At 43.8% G+C, this 22,183-nt stretch carries 16 protein-coding genes; 9 read left to right on the top strand and 7 right to left on the bottom strand.

The window, feature by feature from the left end:
• Positions 1-9: 9 nt before the first annotated feature.
• The 4 genes from AC1MCB_RS18295 (at position 10) to AC1MCB_RS18280 (ending at position 4,151) form a co-directional block, all read left to right on the top strand.
• Complete coding sequence (locus tag AC1MCB_RS18295; protein WP_479966161.1) at positions 10-1,131, top strand: glycosyltransferase family 4 protein; 1,122 nt, start codon at positions 10-12, stop codon at positions 1,129-1,131.
• Positions 1,128-2,294 (top strand): glycosyltransferase family 9 protein, encoded by a 1,167-nt coding sequence (locus AC1MCB_RS18290; RefSeq protein WP_479966160.1) that lies wholly within the window; start codon positions 1,128-1,130, stop codon positions 2,292-2,294. The genes AC1MCB_RS18295 and AC1MCB_RS18290 overlap by 4 nt, the downstream gene beginning before the upstream one ends.
• 58 nt (positions 2,295-2,352) lie before the next feature.
• Positions 2,353-3,264, top strand: coding sequence for a class I SAM-dependent methyltransferase (locus AC1MCB_RS18285; protein ID WP_479966159.1), 912 nt, complete (start codon positions 2,353-2,355; stop codon positions 3,262-3,264).
• Positions 3,265-3,494: 230 nt separating this feature from the next.
• Complete coding sequence (locus tag AC1MCB_RS18280) at positions 3,495-4,151, top strand: methyltransferase domain-containing protein (protein ID WP_479966158.1); 657 nt, start codon at positions 3,495-3,497, stop codon at positions 4,149-4,151.
• 11 nt (positions 4,152-4,162) lie between these two features.
• Here AC1MCB_RS18280 and AC1MCB_RS18275 read toward each other — a convergent pair whose 3' ends face one another.
• From AC1MCB_RS18275 to AC1MCB_RS18250, 6 genes are all read right to left on the bottom strand, one after another.
• Positions 4,163-5,533, bottom strand: a complete 1,371-nt coding sequence (locus tag AC1MCB_RS18275) for an O-antigen ligase family protein (protein WP_479966157.1) — start codon at positions 5,531-5,533, stop codon at positions 4,163-4,165.
• 24 nt (positions 5,534-5,557) lie between these two features.
• Positions 5,558-6,820 carry an oligosaccharide flippase family protein gene (locus AC1MCB_RS18270; protein ID WP_479966156.1) on the bottom strand — a complete coding sequence of 421 codons (1,263 nt, stop codon included), beginning with the start codon at positions 6,818-6,820 and terminating at the stop codon, positions 5,558-5,560.
• Positions 6,817-7,845 (bottom strand): NAD-dependent epimerase/dehydratase family protein, encoded by a 1,029-nt coding sequence (locus tag AC1MCB_RS18265; RefSeq protein WP_479966155.1) that lies wholly within the window; start codon positions 7,843-7,845, stop codon positions 6,817-6,819. The genes AC1MCB_RS18270 and AC1MCB_RS18265 overlap by 4 nt, the downstream gene beginning before the upstream one ends.
• Positions 7,846-7,864: 19 nt before the next feature.
• Complete coding sequence (locus AC1MCB_RS18260; RefSeq protein ID WP_479966154.1) at positions 7,865-8,773, bottom strand: glycosyltransferase family 2 protein; 909 nt, start codon at positions 8,771-8,773, stop codon at positions 7,865-7,867.
• A gap of 560 nt (positions 8,774-9,333) precedes the next feature.
• The gene (locus tag AC1MCB_RS18255; RefSeq protein WP_479966153.1) at positions 9,334-10,719 is read right to left on the bottom strand and encodes a hypothetical protein; all 1,386 of its coding nucleotides are present in this window, start codon (positions 10,717-10,719) and stop codon (positions 9,334-9,336) included.
• Between the two features lie 22 nt (positions 10,720-10,741).
• Complete coding sequence (locus AC1MCB_RS18250) at positions 10,742-11,440, bottom strand: ComF family protein (protein WP_479966152.1); 699 nt, start codon at positions 11,438-11,440, stop codon at positions 10,742-10,744.
• A gap of 573 nt (positions 11,441-12,013) precedes the next feature.
• Here AC1MCB_RS18250 and AC1MCB_RS18245 point away from each other — a divergent pair.
• Both AC1MCB_RS18245 and AC1MCB_RS18240 read left to right on the top strand, forming a co-directional pair.
• A complete protein-coding gene (locus tag AC1MCB_RS18245; RefSeq protein WP_479966151.1) occupies positions 12,014-14,998 on the top strand; it encodes a SusC/RagA family TonB-linked outer membrane protein in 2,985 nt (994 codons plus the stop codon).
• A 23-nt stretch (positions 14,999-15,021) separates the two neighbouring features.
• On the top strand, positions 15,022-16,389 hold the full coding sequence (locus tag AC1MCB_RS18240; protein ID WP_479966150.1) for a RagB/SusD family nutrient uptake outer membrane protein: 1,368 nt from the start codon (positions 15,022-15,024) through the stop codon (positions 16,387-16,389).
• A gap of 1,681 nt (positions 16,390-18,070) precedes the next feature.
• Here the strand turns inward: AC1MCB_RS18240 and AC1MCB_RS18235 are convergent.
• Positions 18,071-19,669, bottom strand: coding sequence for a hypothetical protein (locus AC1MCB_RS18235; protein WP_479966149.1), 1,599 nt, complete (start codon positions 19,667-19,669; stop codon positions 18,071-18,073).
• Between the two features lie 112 nt (positions 19,670-19,781).
• On the opposite strand from AC1MCB_RS18235, the gene AC1MCB_RS18230 reads away from it, so the two are divergent.
• From AC1MCB_RS18230 to AC1MCB_RS18220, 3 genes are all read left to right on the top strand, one after another.
• On the top strand, positions 19,782-20,453 hold the full coding sequence (locus AC1MCB_RS18230) for a DUF6089 family protein (RefSeq protein WP_479966148.1): 672 nt from the start codon (positions 19,782-19,784) through the stop codon (positions 20,451-20,453).
• A 286-nt stretch (positions 20,454-20,739) separates the two neighbouring features.
• Positions 20,740-21,429 (top strand): outer membrane beta-barrel protein, encoded by a 690-nt coding sequence (locus AC1MCB_RS18225; RefSeq protein ID WP_479966147.1) that lies wholly within the window; start codon positions 20,740-20,742, stop codon positions 21,427-21,429.
• A 354-nt stretch (positions 21,430-21,783) separates the two neighbouring features.
• Positions 21,784-22,182, top strand: coding sequence for a helix-turn-helix domain-containing protein (locus AC1MCB_RS18220; protein WP_479966146.1), 399 nt, complete (start codon positions 21,784-21,786; stop codon positions 22,180-22,182).
• Position 22,183 lies beyond the last annotated feature (1 nt).

Here is a 22,183-nt window from a genome sequence, read left to right as displayed (position 1 = left end):
ATCAACCTGATGAAACTTGCCCTTGATACTCATCATCTTCTTTTAGAACATGCAGGAACCAAAAGGGTTACAGTCAATCTTATCGAGCAGTTCAAAAAAACACAGGGTATTGAACTGGTGCTGCTCAGTCCTTCGTATCCATTAAAAAGAGGTGAAAGTGCTTTTAAAAAGATCGCCGGACATATAACCCGATTTTTCTGGGTGCACATCCACTTACCGTACCTGTGCCGAAAAAAGAATATAGATTTCCTTTTTTCTCCGGAATTTAACACGCCCTTGTTTACACACTGTAAGCGGGCGGTGATCGCACATGATGCACACATGCGGGCACAGCGTGAGTATACCAGTTCGCTTTGGTTCTATCTTTATTACATCCCTTTTATCGAATTAGCGATCGGGCGAGCTGATCTTATTTTTACGGTATCGCGCTTTTCTAAGAAGCAGGTTGTAGAACTTATGCGTTTAAACGAAGACAAGGTGGTTGTGGCCTATAACGGCGTTGATAAACAATTTCTGCTCACGGATTCCGAGACTGACCTAAACCTGCTCCCTGCCGGGCTTACCGCAGGAAAGTATATCTTATTTGTCGGCACATTCGAAACCCGGAAAAATATTGAGCGCCTCATAGAAGCCTTCGCTAAGGCCCGGAACAAAAACCCATACCTTGCAGATTTCAAGCTGGCGATTTCCGGTAATGCAGCTATAAGCAAATTCTCCGACCGCAGCAGGCAGATACACCAGCTTATTAAAGACTCAAATATTGTTGACGCGGTCGTATTATGCGGGTTTGTCCCCGATGAGGCACTTCCTGCCCTTTACAGGAACGCCTCTATCATCGCCTTTCCAAGCTTACAGGAAGGCTTTGGCCTCCCTATAATTGAGGGTTTTGCAACGGGAGTTCCGGTATTAACCAGCAAAGTGTGTTCAATGCCCGAGATTGCCGGAGATGCAGCACTTCTGGTTGATCCTTACGACATTGACGATATGGCTCAAAAGATCGAAGAACTCATACTTGACCCTATATTAAGGAAGAAATTGATAAAAGAAGGTTTAAAGCGGGTTGATGAATTTACCTGGAAGAAATGCGCGGAGCTAATTGTTGAATATTTGTCAGCTGAGCTTAAGAGATGATCATCCACAATAAAAAGAAACGCGTAAGCGCGCTGATCATCAACTCAATTATCGAATTCTTGTGGCTGCCCAGAAAGTTGTTTCTGAAAAAAGTTGATCTCCAAAACCTGCGTCCTAAAAAGATCCTTGTTTTAAGATTAGACCATGTAGGCGATGTGGTGATGACCTCCCCATCCTTTGCGTTCCTGCGAAAAAGATTTCCGGAAGCTCAAATTATCCTGCTGGCTGATTCAACGTGCAAACATCTTTACGAATCCGATCGCAATCTCAACGAAATCCTGGCTTTCAACTGGCCCTGGGCGCATCAGAAAAAAAACAATAAACTTACTGCTGTAAAGATCAGGGAGATATTCAACCTGATCGTAAAGCTTCGTCGGGAGAAGATCGATCTTTTTATTGATTTCCGGGGTGACTTGCGTTTTGTTTTCCTTTTCGGCGTATTAACCGGCTCAAAGGTGAGAATTAGTAATTCGCGCATCGGGCAAAGCAGTCTCCTTCATCATATTGCCGAATATAAAGTGTCAAGTCACGAGGTAGAAAGAACACTGGACGTGTTAAAGTGCCTTGGAGGTGAGGTCTCTCACACCCGGCCACAAATCTTTCTTAAAGACACGGAACTTAGCGCAATAAAATTACTGGTTCAAAGCGAAACCGGTATTACAGATCATGATAAAATTGCAATTATCGCTCCCTACTCTTCCCAGGATATCAAATCATGGCCCGGCTCCTACTTTAATGAAGTGATTTCATACCTGGATGCAAACGGATATTTAACGTTGATACTTGGGACCGGCGATGACCTGGAGGATTCCATGAGAATGATCTCACCAGCTGCAAAAAACGTATTCTCCCTGGCCGGGAAAACAAGCATCCGGCAGGTTGCCGCATTAATTGCTGTTTCTAAGGTGATAGTTGGAATTGATACAGGCGTGTTGCACATCGCATCCTGTTTTGATGTACCCATTGTTGCGATATTTGGTCCCACACGCCCGCTCGAGTTTAAACCTTACTCACCATTTACCTCAATAGTTGATGCCGGCGTTTGCGAATGTAACCAGTTTTTGCACCTGGAGTGCGAATGCCCCGTTGAAGGATACGCCAGGTGCATGACCAAAGCTATTCCGGCGTCGGTCATCAGGGCGATTGAAAAGTCACAGGCATAAATCAATTAATATTATAAATTTGCTGCCCGCTCCCCATCTACTGCCAATATAACTTTAAATGATTACTAGTTGCCCCATTTGCCATAATCCGGAATCTGATATTAATAAAACCGTTAGCTATGGACCAAAAGAGTACCTGATCGTTAAATGCAGAAAATGCTCTCATTATTTTTCTAAGATTGATCTGGCAGAGGCTGCCGCTTCCGATTTATATAATGACGAGGTATATAAGGTTATTGATAACCGGGATTCGCTGTATTCAAAGATAATTAACTACGAATACAGCAGGATATTAAACATTATTTCTAACCACTATCCTCCTGGCTCCGGAATTTTAGACTTTGGCTCCGGAAAGGGGAACTTTCTTTTCCTGGCCGGCAAACTCGGGTTTAAGGTCATGGGAATTGAGACAGCCCCCGAAAGAGCCGGATTCGCCCGCGAGAAATTTAATTTAACGATCAGCGAAACACCCTATAACGGTGGGCCAATAGATTCGCAGCCTTTTGACGTTATAACCTTGTTCCATGTGCTGGAGCATCTGCCTAATCCCCTCGAGTTGTTAGGTGAACTCATTAAGAATAACCTTAAACCCGACGGAACTCTGATCATGGAGGTTCCTAATTTAGCCAGCCTGCAGTCTTCCATCGCAGGAAACCGCTGGATGCACCTGGATATCCCAAGGCATATCTCTCATTTTACAGATAAACGGTTAATTGACCTTGCAGAAGGAGTAAACTTGAAGGTTATTAAAAAAGAATACTTTTCTTTTCACCTGGGCATTTTAGGAATGTGCCATAGTATCATGTCCTTGTTTGGATACCAGGGCAAGATCATAAAAGATCTGAAGAGTTATAATTTCAAGATCATTTTTGCCTTATTGCTCACACTCCCCCTGGCGTTTATTCTTGAAGTTATATCAGCTGTATTTAACAAAGGAGGAATTATTCGCATTTATTGCCGTCAGAAATAGATTAATCTGGCAATAAATTCACCGAAACATTGATTTGCACATTTGCACATCTGTAAATCTGCACTTGGCACATTTAAATATTACCGCATTACCACATTTAAACATTTGCACATCCGCACCTTCCCCCATTCGCCCATTTACATATTTGCACATTCGCCCATTTACTTGAAACTATCTGTTATCTTTGCCAAAACTCAAATCTAAACTATACAGCAGCATAAAATTCGTTAATGAAGTTCCAGAATATATTTAAAACATCTGATCTTAAAGATTCATTAGGTGATCAATTCAGAAGAAAGAGATTCAGATTTTTTGAAGATAAGGTCAAGCACTTAAATAAACCTGTGCGGATTCTGGATGTAGGAGGAACGGAGTCTTTCTGGGTAAACCGGGGCTATGCAAACAACAGCGATTATCTAATTACCATCCTCAATATTACACCTGTTGAAACACATCACGATAACCTGAAAAGCGTGATAGGCGATGCCACCAACTTATCTAACCTCAACGCAGGAGCATTTGACGTCGTATTCTCAAACTCGGTTATTGAGCATTTGTACACCAAAGATAACCAGGCAAAAATGGCGTCCGAAGTTAAACGCGTTGGTAACTATTATTTTATACAAACGCCAAACAAGTATTTTCCGATCGAACCGCATTACGTATTGCCATTCTTTCAGTACCTGCCAGATAGTATTAAATATTTCATCCTGACCAAAACGCCGCTTAGCCGAATGGCAAGGTGGGACAAAGACTTTGCAAGGCAGTATATTAATGAGATAAGATTACTGTCTGAGCGGGAAATGAGAGAACTCTTCCCGGGAAGCAAGATTTATCATGAGAAACTGGCAGGGCTTACAAAGTCGTTTACAGCCCATAATTTATAACACAGCCTCGTTTACCTCACGCTTCTTTCTATTGCTTCCCTGCTCATAATAATGTTAATAAAAAGGCCGCAAAGAAACCAGCTGAGGTAGTTAACATAGCTATGTACTTCCAGGTTTGTGGTAATCAGGGAGATAACACTTCCCACTTTGATTAAAAAAAGTGCGACCGCTACTTTTCGCTCCTTGCCCTTTAACCTTTTTATCCATTTATAAGGGTATCGTATCAGCGAAACCTGGATAAACAAGTAAAGAAGCATGGCAATGATCCCCGTCTGCACTCCCGTTATGATAAAGGTATTTTCCCCACCCACGTTCACCCCGGTCATGGAGGCAACCCGGCCAGAATTTCCTAATCCAAGTCCCAGCGGACTTTGAATCATGGCATTGATTCCATCTAACCACTCAATTAAATGCCCCACGCTGGAGGCGTCTGCCAGCGTAAGGGTTCCAATAATGAAATCATAGATCTCATCATTTTGAATAAGGAAAAGAAAATAGACAACGCAGGCAACAAATCCCGCGTGAAACAGCCACAAAATAGCTTTCTTTTTAAACAATAGTGCATAAACATAGATCACCAGGAAGTAGCTGACGAATGAAGCTCTGGATAGGGCTAAAATGATAGACACCACCGTAGCAGCTAAGGCTGTCTTCCCGAAGGTGTCCGGCTTAAACTGATTATCATCTGTGGTATATAAACCGCCAATCACGGCCAGGGCCAGAACAGTTGCTCCGGCATGTTCCAGTGGATCAGAAAAGAAACTGGCAAAGCGTTTTAAACCAGTCTCTATTTCAAAGGTCCAGGAAAGACCATACAAGCCCGTCGTATCCTGATTAAAGAAATAAAAATTGTAATCGGCATAACCTGTTAATGTCTGCAGATGCTGGTAAAATATCAGCTCCCCTATTACTACAATTCCTGCTGCAATAGCTACACAAAGTATATAATGAAAGTACTTGCTAATAAATATCTGAGTGGGATTAAAAAGGCGGCCCGCAGTATAGATGAGTGTAAAAAACGAAGTGCTCTTAAAAGCCAGCAACCGATCAGCAAAACTGAAACCTCCGATAGGGAGCAAAACATAGATCAGGTTGTAAAGGAAAAATACGATGATTGCATAATCAACCAGGTGAAGGCGAAGCCTGGCTTTAAGATGCCAGACTCCAGCTGCTACAAGGGAGAGAATGATCAGTTCTTTAAAGGGCTGAAGAAATGGAATTATCTGCTTTAATCCAATATCATAAAGAACTGAAAGCGATGTTGTATAGATTGAAAGCCCAAATATCAAAAATACCAGTGCAGCCTGTCTGTTTCCCCTTACGATCTCCTTTAGAGCGTAAAAAAAGGCTGAAATATAAATCAGCGGGAAAATGAACGTCATGCGATTTGTGATTCAGTGCCCGGGTTAAGCATAAACAGGATATTCCTTTCTGATTACATATTCATACATCAGAATAGCGCTAAGTTCGATGAACAGCGTATAAGCGCCAAGCATGTAAATGTTCTGCATAAAGCTGATACCGAAAGATAATACAAAGGCCAGCGCTAGCAAAACCATTGCGATATTAAATATAGAACGGTTGTTTCCACGGATCAGCAGCTCCAAAACGTTCAGCGAATTTAAAGCCGCAGCCGCCGGTACCAGCGACATGATCCGCAGCATGGTTTCCGCCGTTTCGTTTGGCTCACCCGCGATAATGTAAATTATCGGACCGGCACAGATCATCATGCCGGCTGAAACTCCTAAAAAAGCCAGGGTCAGCATTTTCTTGATCTTGTTTTTGAACATCACAAAGACAACGGAATCTTCACTGAACAGAGACGCTGCCTTTGGGTAAACCGAGTTAGAGATTGACATGATCATCAGGCGTGCTGACCAGGTGATCTTATCGCACAATGAATAAGCGCCCAGCCACATCGGGTTGCCCCAGCGTGCCAGTGCAAATAACATCAGCGACTGCTGCAGCTGTACAGAAATATTGTTTCCTACCAGAAAGAAGTTGTTTTTTGTGAGTTCAACCATATCCAACTTAGCTGGAAGGCTGAAGGGCAATTTATAGACAATTATACCCCTGATCAGCAGGAAGATATAGATCGCCGTATTCATTCCCCCCAACAGAAAATTTACCCACACCGCATCGGCGGAACCTTCGATAAGAATGAACACCGAAATGATGACCAGCACCTTGCCCACCAGATTAGCCATATTGTAAACCGCCAGCTTCTCAGTACCCAGGTATAAAAATAACGGATTAACGACTTCTGCAAGAATAAGCGGAATGGCAAAAAGATAATAATTATAATGAACGAAATCCCCTAATCCGGCAAGCGAGAAAAACACCAGAAAAATGACGAAGATCAGTAGCCGGATAAACAGCGTGTTGTAAAACACCCTTGAGAGGTTCTGAGGATCATTCTTATGGACTGCCACGTCCTTAATGCCCGACTGGCTGGTACCAAAGTTCACTATAATTCCTAATAATCCCGCGAAGGCACTCGCAAGCATGATCAGCCCAAAGGCTTCCAGACCCACAATACGGGTAATAACCGGGTAGAGAAGAATGAGTAATAACGCGTTTGACAGCTGGATGCTGCTTAAATTCACGAAGTTGGACAGGATCTTTGTCTTCTTTAATTTGGAAAATGCGCCTGCTGCCAATTTTTTCAAAACCTTTTGTTTGCCGGCAGAGATTCAGAAACTGCGGGTTTCCAATACTGGTAAATCCCATTGTCAAGCTCATATTCTTCCCATTGGAAACGGTCACGCTCAGGTTGCTGCTGAGCCCATTCCCACATTTTGGTCAGGCCTTCAGTTAAACTGGTCTTTTCCTTATAGTTTAGCAGTTCAATAGATTTTTGATGGGTAGGATAAGCATATTTAACTTCATGCCTGTTCTCTAAAAATTGAATCTCTGCGCCGCCAACAATGCCGCTCAAAATCTCTGCAGCTTCGGCAATGGAAGTTTCAACCATGCCGCCCAGATTGATTATTTGTTTAGAAGCTTTATCCGCAGTTGCTGCTTCCCAAAAACCGGGCAAACAATCGTCTATATAGCTAAATGCACGTTTCTGGTCTCCATCGCCAAAAATGGTAAACGGCTGGTTGTTTAGTTTTTGAAACATCCATATTCCAAGCACATTTCTGTACTTGTCCCAAATGTTTTGATGAAGGCCATATACGTTATGTGGACGGATGATACACCAATCCAACTGATGTTGCTCCCCGGCAATTCGGATATCCATCTCGCAGGCATATTTGGCCACTCCGTACGGATCAATGGGTACGGGGCTATGGGTTTCGTCAAACGGCGGCGTACCCTGGCCATAAACGGCCATGCTCGAAGTAAACACCAATCGCTTAACGTCGAAACGTATACACTCATTCACAACGTTTGCCGTTGCGATAAGGTTGTTGGTATAATTAAATTTTCTGATAAACGGACTTAATCCTTCGGCGGCATAAGCAGCAAAATGATACACATACACAATATGATGTTTATCGAAAATGGGCTTCAAGTTGTCAAAAGCCACATCCATCTGATAAAAAACAACCTGATCCGGGATATTTTCCCGATAGCCCCCGCTTAAATTATCAATCCCGATGATCGTATATTGAGGTTGATTGATAAGCAGCCAGTCTGCCATTCTGGAGCCTAATAGTCCGGCTACGCCGGTAATAATGATACAATCCATTCTAAAATTCAAAAGCCAATTAAAGGGAATCCTTCAGTCCATCCTTTATTCCCGACAAAAATGCGTTTAATTTTTTAAACCTTCCTCTCACAATAAAATAAAGCATGACGGCCGAGCTATAAAAAGCATGGTATAAAAAGGTAGGAACCAGATAATACCATTTGAAATAACGTTTGATAAACCAGATTTTGTTTCTTTGGGTCAGATAGTGTACAACAGGGTTAACATAGCCTTCTTTCTGCTTTGTTTTTGATTTATTGGACATCCCCGCAATATGATATATAACGGACTTAGGATAGTATATTAAGCGGTATCCCGCATTTTTTATCCTAAACGACAAGTCTACATCTTCGAAATAAATGAAGAATTTCTCTTCGAGAATGCCTGTTTTTTTTAGAATATCAGTACGGGTTAAAAAACCGCAACCCGTAACCCAGTCTACCTCTTCAATGTGGTTATATTCCAGTTTGTCTTTCCGGAAATAGCCCCGGGTATAAGGCAGGGTAATCAGTTTGTTGAAAAACGAGCCACCGTTCCAGAGCATGTTCCGATTGTTGTGAAAAAATATTTTTGGCTGGATAATCCCTACATCCGGATTTTCATCCATATAGTTTATTAAAACATCGATAAAATCCGGCTCCACAAACGTGTCATTGTTTAATAACATCACGTACTTATACGAGTGCTGTATAGCGTATTGGATTCCCAAATTATTACCGCCGGCAAAACCCTGATTGGTTTCTGACTTAATTAAAATTACTTCAGGGTGTTCCTTTTTTATCTTATCTCCGGATGAGTCTTTTGAACCGTTATCGACAACAATAATATCAAAAACAGAAGTATCACATTGTTCGAGTGAGCGTAAACATTGATTAGTAAATTCAAAACTATTCCAGTTCACTAAAACAATTACAGTTTGTGCATGCATAAATTGAATGTTCCGTTATAAATTGCAGGGTGCTAAAATACGATTAGTAAACCTTCGCCTGATTCGTATCTAGTATAAAAAAGGACACACGCCTCAATCCTTAATGGGTAATAGCCGTAGACACCAAATTTTCCCGCCCTTAAGAAGGGCCGGGTTGTAAGCGTTGATATTAACAGAATGATTAGTGCAATCTTAAAAATAGAGTAATGGTCGCTAATCTGAATCACGATTCACCGGATTAGCAGATGAACAGGATTATAACAGTTCCCACGGTAGTAATGGCCACGTTCTTGAGTCCAGGAAGCTATTATTCCTTGAAGCCAAATTTAGACAAAGAATCCTAATCCCTGATTCTGCAATCCATTGAATCCCGTTCAGACAAATCCAATCCAACAATCCCTTACTCCACTAATCCCAATGCAGACAAAAAAAATCCCAATTAAATCCTAAATAGAAAAAGCTGGAGCCCTAAGGACTACCAGCTCTTTCATCTAAATTAACGCTCTCATGTATTTATACCATCGTATAGCCCGAAAGGTTTCGAATAAATGGAAATAAGTTTACTTAAACTCATAACAGCCTAGTTCTGAAGGAAATATTCTTGCTGTTTTCCTTATGTCGGTAATCAGATAGGCCGAAAAATACTTATCCGACGTAAGATTAAGACCCTTATTTAAAACTGGGCTATTTGCCGTCAGCGTGAAATTTCCTTTTGCCGCATCCGTAAATAAGGGATCCGCATTCAAGATATTACCATTTACGCTGAAAGCCAGGTTAGTTGTTTTCAGCAGGTTGTTATGTAACGATAGGCTTATTTCGGCATTTCCCTGTTTCTCCATAAACAGCTCGTTATCGTTGCTTCCCCAAATGATATTATTAACCAGGTTTACTTGCAGAGGGGCAGTTTGCATCCCGTTATCCGCATTGAAGAAGTCAGCAAAATACACTGCAGGGTTCTGACGGGAGAACATGAAATTAAAACCCGCAAACGTATTCTGCTTAAAATTATAATTGCCTCCCAACGCGCCATACATCAAAAACTGACCGCAATTGTAAACCAGGTTATTAAAACCGCTGACATCCGCATTATACATCAGTAAGCCGGCCACCTCCATATTGTGAATCACCGAACTATTGATGATCAGCTTAGGATTTGTATTCTTGGACAAGGAATCTATCCGAATACCTGTTATGGCATTTTTAATTCGCGCAAAGTGTAGGATGTTATCCCTGCTCCCACTTAAGAAATGAAGGCCGCCCCATTGTCCGGGTTCATCTGCGTAGATCTGTTCCAGCCGGTCTCCCATAAAGCTGACAGGATCATCCAGATCTCCCCTAACCTGCAAACTCCCTGCGATGAACAATTTGGAGTCTTTATGAAAGTAAACCTGCGTGCCCTTTTCAATAGAGAGCTTTGAACCCTCACCAACCAGGGCAGAGTTATAGATCACATAAGGAAGCCTGTTGTCCCAGGTAACATTACCTCTGATCGTTTCCCCGTTCAGGAACCGTGCATTCTGACCGTAGGCCCGCAGCTGTACCGATTGCCGGTTCCCGTTCGTTAAAAAACTAAGCGAATCGGTAACGATGAACGGCAAACCGACAGAACCTGGATTAATTAAAACTTTGATGAAAATATTCAAAGAGTCATTGCCGGAGAGTTCCAGGTCAGCAGCTTTATTAACCGGCTGACCATTTATATTTATCTGATAGGACGAGCCATCAGCGCCCGCAAGAGCTATCTCGGAGATGCGCACCGCGTTCTCATTGCGATTATAGACTTTAAGCCGGCGAGACGTGCTGCCAATCGATGTAAACACCGTATCAAACAGAATGGTATCTGTGGAAAAGTGAAGTTTTGCAGACGTATCAGAAGTGATTTTCTCTTCTTTCCGGCAGGCCGAAAGGATGAGTAAAAAAGCAAGACATAAAACAGGCAGCCGCATCAACAATAATATCGATTATAAATCAGTCGGCGAAAGCCAATGTGGCTATACTAACCCGAACATTCGCGAGCTTTAAAAGCTCGATGCTGCAAGCTTCCAGGGTAGCACCCGTTGTGATCACATCATCAACCAGCAGCAAATGCTTTCCTTCCAGCAAAGCCGGATCACGCACCATAAAAGCTTGCGTCAAATTTTCAAAACGCGCATACCTGCTTTTGCGGGTTTGGGTCTCCGTATCTTCTGTGCGATACAGGTTATTGCTGATCACCGGGATCTTCAGTGCTTCCGCCAGTCCGGCAGCAATACGCTCACTCTGGTTATAGCTTCGTTTTTTCTGCTTTGCAGGATGTAAAGGAACAGGGATGATCGCCTCGGGGATAGACCAGGCTTCCGAACGCATTAATTCCAAACCGTAGAGATTCCCCATTCGCCTTCCCGCCTCCGGCCGGTTATTGTATTTAAGCTGGTGCATCAGGTGCTGGACTTTATTGCCCTTCCGAAAGTAAACAAATGAACCCGCCGATGTAAATTCAAACCTCCCCCAAAGCTGCCTTGCCACCAGGTTATCCGGATCTGAATGATGATTGGTGTACGGCAAGTGGTAAATGCAGGTCGTGCAGATCACCTCCTCATTCTTGAAAAGATTCATCCCGCAGGCAGCACAAAGCTCGGGAAAAAACAATCCTATAAAATCATCGAGGTAACTGCGCAGCAGGTTCATGGTATAAGATAGGGAAATTTTGGATGATTGAAGAAGGGGAAGGGATTTGTTGATTTGAAAATTTGATGATTGGGATGACGACAACAGCTCCATTACGAAAGCTTATCGCTGTTGTCCTCCGCTCGGGGGAGTGGCCTGTCCCTACCGACTGGACGGAGGTGGCGAAAATTTAAGATGTTACCGCAAAAAGCACCATAAATGAAACCCCATTTGCATATCTATCTGTCTTCACATTCCCTTCCTCCTCTGCCTTCAGCACCCCGAAGCATAGGTTCGCTGTTATCCTCCGCTCGCAATGGCGGACTGCCAATATCGACAAGACGGAGGTGGCTTTCAGAAGTCAACATATAACCCCGAAAGCGAACTCACCAGAACCCCATTTGCACATTTGAATATCTACTCATTTACACATTCCCTTTCCCATCAACAGCCCGAAATCCCAATACTCGTATCGCATACTAACAGATCGGCGCATGCATCCACAATTTCTACACTCATATTTGCACTCCGGATTATAAATTTTAGTTGGATTTTATCTACCTTCCTTTTAAGTTAACTAAAAACCAAACGTTTATGAAAAAAATCTTACTGTTAATTTTCGGTTTAGTGCTGTTCCTTAACACTGGTTTTGCCCAAAACAAAACTGTTACCGGGAAAGTCACTGCTTCGAGCGACGGATTACCACTGCCTGGGGTAAGTGTAACCGTAAAAGGAAGTTCTATTGGCACCCAAACAGACGCTCAGGGCTTATTCCAGTTGAGCGCACCCTCCGCAGCTTCAACTCTGGTTTTCAAATACATCGGCTTTAAAACCCGGGAAGTTGCAATTTCTTCAGGGACCATGAATGTGGCAATGGAAGATGACCAAACGCAGTTGTCCGAAGTTGTTGTTGTCGGATACGGGACACAGGTACGGAGAGAACTGACGGGATCAATTGCTAAAGTAACATCCAAGGAATTCGAGGATGCCCCTTTAACTTCTTTCCAAAGCGCTTTACAAGGCCGTGCTGCCGGCGTATTCGTTAATTCTTCCTCCGGAAAATTGGGCCAGGCCTTACAGATCCGTGTACGGGGTGTTTCTTCTGTAAGTGCGGGTAACAGCCCCCTTTACGTAATTGATGGCGTCCCAGTTGTTTCCCAAAAACTGGGAAGCTTTACTGAAGCAGACGATCCGCTTGCCGCAATTAGTCCGGAAGACATTGAATCTATAGAAGTATTAAAAGATGCGGCTGCCGCTTCCATCTATGGTTCAAGAGCTTCCAATGGGGTTGTACTCGTTACTACAAAAAAAGGACGTTCAGGAACTACAAAAGTTGATTTCGGTGTTCAGGCTGGTGTCAGCGAGCCGACAAAGAAAGCGGATTTCCTGAATGCAACTGAGTATCGTGAGTTAATGAACGAGGCGTTTGCTTATGAAGGGTATTTAGGCCTGGCAGATGCCGCAGCTGTGTGGACCGACTGGACGGGCACTGATGAGTGGAACAGTACTAATAATACCGACTGGGTGGATCAGGGTTTCCAGGATGGTTATGTTCAGCAATATAACCTGAATGTTAATGGCGGCGACAGTAAAACGCGCTTCCTGTTAGGCGGAACCTTCAATGACACGAAGGGAATTATCGCAGGTAATCAGCTTAAACGTGTTAGCGGTCGTATCAGTTTAGATCACACAATCAATAAGTTCATTGAAGTTGGAGGAAACATCAACATTGCCAAGCTCGACAACTTTCGGGTAAGCAGCGATAATGCATTCAGCAACCCGCTACAGTTAAATGCACTGCCGCCAATACACGCACTGCGGGATGCAGACGGCTTATATAACAATAACACCATTTACTATAACAACCTTATCGATCTGACGGATGCCTCAAATACCAACAAGACGATAAAATCATTAACTACGGCCTATGCCAGCGTAAAGATCACTCCGCAACTGGTTTTCAGGAGTGAGTATGGCTTAGATCAGACCTCACTGGAAGAAGAGAGCTATAACGGCCGGAGAACTTTGGACGGTGCTCCTGCAGGCCTTGGTTACAGTAATGATGTAAGAGCGACCAATTTCAATACGAATAACACGCTGAACTGGAACAGAGTAATCAGTGACAGGCACACCCTTGATCTTCTGGCAGGGATGTCTTTCCAAAAGGGACTGCTTCGGAATTCAGATGTAACAGGTGAAGGTTTCCCAACAGACCGCTTCACAAAGATCGCAAGCGCTGCTAAGATCACAGCCGGCACTTCCGTTGAAACTGCTTACAGTTTTCTATCCTATTTTGGACGAGCTAATTACAAGTTTTTAGACAGGTATCTTTTAGGAGCTACCGTTCGGGTTGACGGTTCCTCTAGGTTCGGGCGCGATCAGCGTTATGGAACCTTCCCGTCCGTTTCGGCTGGCTGGATCATTTCGGAAGAAAGCTTCCTGAAGGAGAGTGAAACACTATCTTTCTTAAAATTAAGAGGTAGTTACGGATTGACCGGAAACGCCGAGATTGGTGATTTTGCCTCTCTGACCTTGTATGGCGGTACTAACTATGGCGGTGCGTCCGGTGTGTTACCAACCAGTTTGGGCGATCCCGGTTTAACATGGGAGAATACATCAACTTCAGATCTGGCAGTCGAATTCGGCCTTTTCAATGACCGTATCTCTGGTATAGTGGATGTCTATTATAAAAAAACAAATGATCTGTTGCTTGAGAAACCTATCCCGGCAACAAACGGATTTACAACAATTACTCAAAACATCGGTGATCTTGAAAACAAGGGCCTGGAGATCTCATTAAATTCCCAGAACCTTGCCGGTGCATTTAAATGGTCAAGCAGTTTTAATATTTCCTTCAATAAGAACAAGATCACCCGTCTGGCCGGCCAGCCAATTTTCCGGGGCGGTCGTTACATAGGAAGAGTGGCTGAAGGTGAGCCATTCGGTTATTTCTACGGAAAAGCATATGCAGGCGTTGATCCGGCAAACGGCGATGCATTGTATTATGTAGATGAGTCGCGGACCAGCACTACCAATACGTATTCTGATGCTGCCAACCAGAAGTTGGGCGACCCTAACCCGGAATTCTTTGGTGGATTTGGCAACAGGTTCTCTTTCAGGAATTTTGATCTGGATATTCAAACCCAGTTTGTATCAGGCAACGAGATCTATAACTCAGCCGGAGGGTTCCAGTCAGCTAATGGAGATTACTTCGATAATCAGACCAGCGATCAACTGAGGAGATGGAGAAATCCTGGTGACATTACTGATGTGCCCCAGGCCAGATTTCTTGGCGGAAATGGCACCAGAGCATCCTCTCGCTATATCCAGGACGGTTCATATTTCCGTGTGAAGAATGTTGTTTTAGGCTATGCAATTCCTAAGCAGTTTGCCAGCAAGATTAAAGCGCAGAATGCCCGCATCTATCTGTCGGCCCTGAACCTATTCACTTTCACCGATTACACCGGTTATGACCCTGAAATAAATACCACATTCGCTGGCCCTGTTCAGTTAGGTACTGATTTCTATACTCCGCCGCAGGCGCGCACCATCACCTTTGGTATCAATGTTGGATTTTAAGGACCTTGTTTAAAACGTATAAGATGAAAATTAAATATATAACCAAATCAGTTCTTGCCCTGGCCTTCTTTACGTCAGTTGTTTCCTGCACCAAAGAGCTGGACATAGAACCGAGACAAAGTATCTCTTCCGAAACGGCGCTTTCCAGTCCTGACGATGTTCAGAATGCACTGATTGGCGCGTACGCAGTTCTGGGCGGCCCCGCATTGTATGGCACCAACCTGGTCATGGTCCCTGACCTGTATGCCGGAGATTCCTACCTTGACTGGATAGGTACATTTGACAGTTACGGCGATATTTCAAGCAAAAGCATGATCTCGACCAACGCAGAAGCAAACCGTACCTGGATAGCTGCCTACCGCGCCATTAATATTGCCAATACCGTCTTAAGTGCATTGGATATCGTTACAGATCCTGAAGCACGTGCACGCATCGAGGGCGAAGCTTTATTTGTTCGTGCAATCATGCATTTTGAACTGGTTCGTCTCTATGCATTACCTTACGAAACAGGAACGCCAAATACACAACTTGGAGTTCCAATCTCTGCGAAAGCGGTAAAATCGACTGCAGACGTTGATGTTCTTCCGAGGAGCACCGTTGCCGAAGTTTATGCGCAGATAGAAGCTGATCTCACCGCTGCCGTTGCCAAACTTCCGGAGGCTAACAGTCCGGGTGCAACAACTTATTCAGCACTCGCGTTCCTGTCAAGAGTATATCTGCAGGAACAAAAGTATGCCGAAGCCAGAGATGCTGCCAACACGGTCATTCAAAGTGGAGAATTTAACCTGCTTGCTAATCTTGAAGCGCCGTTCCGGATCAAGAATTCTAGCGAAGGTATTTTTGAGATCGAGCAGGACGAACAAACCAACGCCGGAACCTCCAATGACGGTTTAGCGACATTCTTCGCATCCTTGGACGGTATCGGTCGCGCTGATGCACGTGTGAATCCCGCCTTTGCCAATTCATTCGCAGCAAATGACAAGCGGAGAACAGAACTGATCTACTCCGGTGTAGGTGCCAGACCGGGATCGTTTACGCTGAAGTGGACTGACTACTACGGTAATATTCCCCTTGCCAGAATCACCGAAATGTACCTGACCAGGGCTGAAGCTAACCTTCGCCTGAATACAGCTATAGGTGACACACCAGCTGCCGATATCAACCTGCTTCGTGCGCGTGCAGGCTTAGCTCCAATCGCCGCACCAAGTATTGCCGACATCCTGTCTGAACGTGAAAAAGAGCTCGCTTTCGAGGGTTTCAGACTGCATGATTATAAAAGAACTAAGAGAACAGTGGGTAGTACTCCTTATAACAGCCCTGTACTCGTCCTCCCAATACCTGACAGAGAAGTGAATGCTAACCCTTCCCTGGAGCAGAATCCGGGATACTAATTTCAAGCATTTGTTGTTGCAAGCCTTCCTGGATCCCAGGGAGGCTTTTTTATTGCTAGTAGATCCTCAGGCTTGATAAAGCAAGCCTTGGAACAACGTCCCGGATCGGCGCAGGCGAATTTTATTTATCCCGAAGGGATAACAGGTTTATAGAACCAATCGCACCGAAATATCTGCGACTCCGAAGGAGTCGAACCTGTCCCTACAGAATGTTGCTATAAACGTTAGATGACGCTGGCATCTCCTTTAAGCCGTCTAAAAACGACCGTCTTTCCGGCCCGTATCGGAAATTTCTCCTGTTAAGCGCTTTTGAATAACGGAGGTTTTGGGGATTATAGCAAATTGTGCTTATCTGTGAAAATCTTTTCAATTCCATCTAACAAATTATCAGTAGCTTTTTGAAAAAGCTTTCTGGTTGCACGCAAAACAAAATAAGAATCGCTATGCACGCAAAGCTAGCGCAGTTGATAATAAGTATAAATCAACTGTTCTAAGATCAAGCTTTGCGATCTTTGCGTCTTAATCTTTGCGCCCTTTGCGTGACATGAAAGGCCTACTAAAGCTAGCGATCCTTGTTTTATCATTTCCCATGATTTTGGAATCTGTGGTGCACTCTGGCCCGTATGGGAGATTTCTCCTCCGAAGGGTCGTCGAAATGACGGGGTATGGTGATTAAATTAAATTGCTGTTTATCTGTGAAATCCTTTTAATTCTATCTAACAAATTATAAAATAGCACTCTGGTTGCACGCAAACGAAAATAAGAACCGCAAAGCTCGCAAAGCCTGCCACTCTACAATCAGTCTAAATCAATGGTTTTGAGATTATACTTTGCGGCCTTTGCGTGAAATAAATAGCCTATTAAAGTTAACCCATGTTTTATCATCTACCATGATCTTGGAATCTGTGGTGCACTCTGGCCCGTATGGGAGATTTCTCCTCCAAGGGTGGTCGAAATGACGGGGTATGGTGATTAAATTAAATTGCTGTTTATCTGTGAAATCCTTTTAATTCTATCTAACAAATTATAAAATAGCACTCTGGTTGCACGCAAACGAAAATAAGAACCGCAAAGCTCGCAAAGCTAGCGCAGTTGATAATAAGTATAAATCAACTGTTCTAAGATCAAGCTTTGCGATCTTTGCGTCTTAATCTTTGCGCCCTTTGCGTGACATGAAAGGCCTACTAAAGCTAGCGATCCTTGTTTTATCATTTCCCATGATTTTGGAATCTGTGGTGCACTCTGGCCCGTATGGGAGATTTCTCCTCCGACGGGTCGTCGAAATGACGGGGTATGGTGATTAAATTAAATTGCTGTTTATCGGTGAAATCCTTTTAATTCCATCTAACAAATTATAAAATAGCACTCTGGTTGCACGCAAACGAAAATAAGAACCGAAAAGCTCGCAAAGCCTGCCACTCTACAATCAGTCTAAATCAATGGTTTTGAGATTATACTTTGCGGCCTTTGCGTGAAATAAATAGCCTATTAAAGTTAACCCATATTTTATCATCTACCATGATCTTGGAATCTGTGGTGCACTCTGGCCCGTATGGGAGATTTCTCCTCCGCAGGGTCGTCGAAATGACGGGGTATGGTGATTAAATTAAATTGCTGTTTATCTGTGAAATCCTTTTAATCTGTGGTGCATATTTGCACATTACCAAATTTGCACATTCCCTTAAAAGTCCCCATAACGATTCGTCAACCCCGTCTTTATCCCAAAGTACACCATCTTGCTTTTATCACTAATCAACTCCGAGGTCTCGTTACGCAGTACTAATCCCAGCTCGATTTTCATATTGGTGGACGGGTTCATCAGATACGAGAGGCTCGGCTTCGCATAGAAGAGATCCGTCTTCACTCCCTGGCCGGTATAGTTGCCGTAAGAGTTCTGACCCCGCGGAGCGTCGTAGTCAGATTGGAAGATATCCTTTCCGAAATGCGAGCCGTTCGCATCGGCGCCGTAGCGCGCGTACATCAGGCGGAGATCCATAGCCATCCGCTTATATTTGTAGGAGCTATTTAGAAGCCCCTCAGTGAAGTTTGCACCCAGCGGGTGAGCAAGAGCCTCATTGTAGTGCGCATTGTTGATCTTAAGCGTCCGGTGACCGTAGACATAAGGCCGTACCCTGTTCAGTTCCGTTTGCAGGTAAAGGTTCTTCACCCCAAAGGCATCGAAAGCTTTCAGACCCAGCTGAAAGCCGTACTTCTGTTGAAAAAAGCCCGGCTCTTCTTTCAAAGCTCCCAGGTTGAAATCATCCAATACGAACTGACCATAAACGCTGTAAGATTTCAGGAAGTTATACCGCATGTTCAATCCCATCAGGGAGTTGGCAGGCGAACCCATGTTGAAGTTCAGCGCATTCATGAAGATGATGGGATTCAGCAATTCCGGCTGCAGGCCATTGTTGCCCGCGGTATCAGGGGCCCAGATCAGTGACTGGAACAGGCTTATGTTTATTTTCTTGTTTACCGCAAATGAGAGGTATTGGTAGGAAGCATATTTCTTAGGATAAGTTGGACCCCTAAAGCCGCTGCTGATATCCTGGTACTGTGTCCAGAGATTTACATACTTGATCTTCCAGAAACGTGTGCTGACTTTCAGGAAAGGATAGTTGTAAGCGTAATCAGACAGGATCAGCGAACGGTAACCATCCCCGAAAAAGTTTTTACCCTGCCCTACCTGGAAATTGAAATAGGTATTGGGAGTATAGCTGATGTAACCGTACGGTATCGCATAGTCCACATTATTGCCGCTGCCTCTCGCTTTTCCCTGACCGGGCACTACTCCTCTTTGTGCAGAGTAAGCATTGATCCAGGAAGGCAGCCTCGAAAGGTTCTCATAAAAGGATGTGTAGAACGAGAACTTCTTACCAAGGTCACCCTGCAACTGCACCCCGCGGGTATTGTTAAACACACTACCCCGACCCTGCTCACGGCCGACCGAGAAATCAAAAAGCAAGTCCGCAGAAAGCGAAACCCCATTGTCTTTGTATTGCAGCAGGTGTTCGCTGTAAAGCTTGCGATGTGCCCAGCTGCGTGGTGTAGAATCGGTAGAGCCGTACCAGTCGCGCTGCAATGAATCGGTGTCGAACACTGAATCCAGCTCACTTTCCAAAAAAGGCTTCACCGAACTGTGAAGCGAACGATCTCTTTTGATCATCTCCCCTTCCGCCAGGCGATGGGTTTCATGCTGCAAAGGCATAGATTTTTGCTGGGCGCGCACGGTAAAAAACGCAGAGATCAGGAAGCTGAGAAGGAAGGTCTTTTTGAGCATATAATTTACAAAGCCGCAAAGCTAATGTTTATCCCCTATGCATTTCCTTAAAAATAAAGCACTTTCGATTTGATTAAGAATCCCTAAGTTCGCGCTCTATTTAAATCCTTCTATGAAAAGTATCTTTCCGTTACGCAGCATCTTTTTGCTCGCTCTTTCAATTTTTATTTATACCCAATCATCAGCACAAGTTTTAGAAGAAGGCTTTGCCGCCGGTATACACGTTGGGCTTACCCAGCCCTTCACAGACGTTGCTCAATCGGACGTCAATCCAAACTTCGGAGCATCTGTTCAGTATAATGCCACCACTTTTACGTTCATCAATGCAGAATTCTCCAACGGCAAGTTTGCCCGTAAGGATGTGGATAAGTATGGTAAAAGTTATAGCAATCGTACCAACCGTATCTCCGCCACTGCTAACGTTAGCCTTGGACAATTTCTAAAACCCAAAAGAAACGAAGCACATCAACTGATCTACAATATATACGCCGGCACCGGTGCAGGCGTATTGATGAGCAACATCTCTAAACCTAACGCCGTTACTTTCGATGACCAGGGTGGCGTCACTTATAAAGGCAGCGGCTTCCTCGTCCCAATCAACCTGGGTGTAAACTTCAGAACCGGGCGATCCATGTATGACCAAGGCCCTCTATTCTTCAACATAAACCTGCAGCACAATTTCACCTTCACCGAAATGCTGGATGGTTATAACCCTGCAAACGCTGATAATAAAACAAAGGATTCGTTCACTACACTGAATTTTGGGATAAAGTACGCTTTGTAACAATGTGCAAATTTGGCAATTTGTTAATTTGTTAATGGATTCTGAGCGAGCCCTCTGTCATGCTCCTTTAGAGTGACATGCTTCGATTGGAATTATCGAGTAATACGGAAATTCATCTGGCAGAGCATCCTGCTACTGCAACTTCCTGCCTGCAACGGCAACTTTTTTCCTGCAATTCTCTTCCTGCAACTGCAACTCTCTTCCTGCCACTGCAACTTCCCCCTTCCAACCTTCCTATTTTATTATTAAGAAACTTTATTAAATTCGCCCTCCAACAATCGCTCCTATGAAACAAATCTTTACTTTACGTGTTTACGCCACCTTACTTTTACTCGTTCCCTTCTTTTCTGTCTCCGCACAAGTTTTAGATAAAGGTTTTACCGCTGGCCTGCATTTTGGCCTTACCCAGCCTTTTACAGATGTAACCAACTCAGATATTAATCCCAGCCTTGGTGCTGTAGTTCAGTATAATGTAAATCCCTTTTTATTTGGAAACGTGGAATACTCCTACGGACGTTTAGGACGCGAAGATCTCGATATCTATGGTAAAAGCTATGAGAATAACATTAACCGCGTCACCGCGACCGGCAACGTAAGCCTGGGCCAGTTTCTGGAGCCTGAAGATCGCATAGCCCATTACATGCTGTACAATATCTACGCAGGCACTGGTGTCGGAATGATCATGAGTAACATCTCCAAGCCTAATGCCCTAACCACGGATGGCTTCGGCGGCATCACCTATAAAGGAACCGATTTTACGGTACCGGTAAATTTGGGATTTCATTTCAAGATCAGCACCTACCTTAATCCTGATAGTCCAATAAATCTCAATGTAAACCTGCAGCATAACTTCGCCTTCACAGAGATGCTGGATGGCTACGAACCTGCAAATGACGATAATAAATCCAAGGATGCGTTCACTGTATTAAACGTGGGAGTGAAGTACAGTTTTGGAATGAAGAAGGCTCTTTACTAGGCTTTTTGTTTTTGCCATGTCTCTACAGGAATTTAAAAAAGATTCTCAGGGTTATTCAGAGCATGCTTATATACTAGAAGTCATTTGAGTACAAAAGAGGCCTTGTGTTCGGGTCTGGTTCGGGTCCTGTTCGGCTCGAACCGCTTTTAAACCATAGCCAGCCTAATAGTAGCCCAACCTGACCCTATTCAGAACCGAACACTGTCCCTGCCGGTCTAAGCTTTCAATCTTAAAGAATTTCCAAATGTTGCTAACCAGACAAAGGATGATCACAATAAGGGTGAAGAATGAAAATTAACGGGATCTTCCATGTATATTTATTAATATATATTTGATGGATTAAAACCTGGTATCATGTCAGAAACAGCAACTCATATTGGAAGGAAAATAAGCCGTATCCGGGAACTTCGTGGCATGAAGCAGGAAACACTTGCTGCCGAACTAGGCATCAGCCAGCAGGCTGTTTCCAAGATGGAGCAAAGTGAAAATATCGAGGAAGAAGTTCTCGAAAAGATAGCGACTGTGCTGGGAGTTCCTGCGGAAGCTATCAAGAATTTCTCAGATGAAGCTGTGATAAACATTATCTCCAGCACCTTACATAACACAAGTGGATTAGTTAATTATAACCCAACTTTCACGTTCAACCCAATTGAGAAGATAGTTGAGTTGTACAATGAAAAGGTTGCTTTATTGGAGCGATTACTTCAAAGTGAAAAAGAAAAGGTTGAAATTCTTAAAGCAAAGAAAGACTAGT

Source organism: Daejeonella sp. AP26, from assembly GCF_056680515.1.
The sequence above is the reverse complement of the archived record's forward strand: the minus strand, read 5'-3'. Positions and strand labels throughout refer to the sequence as shown.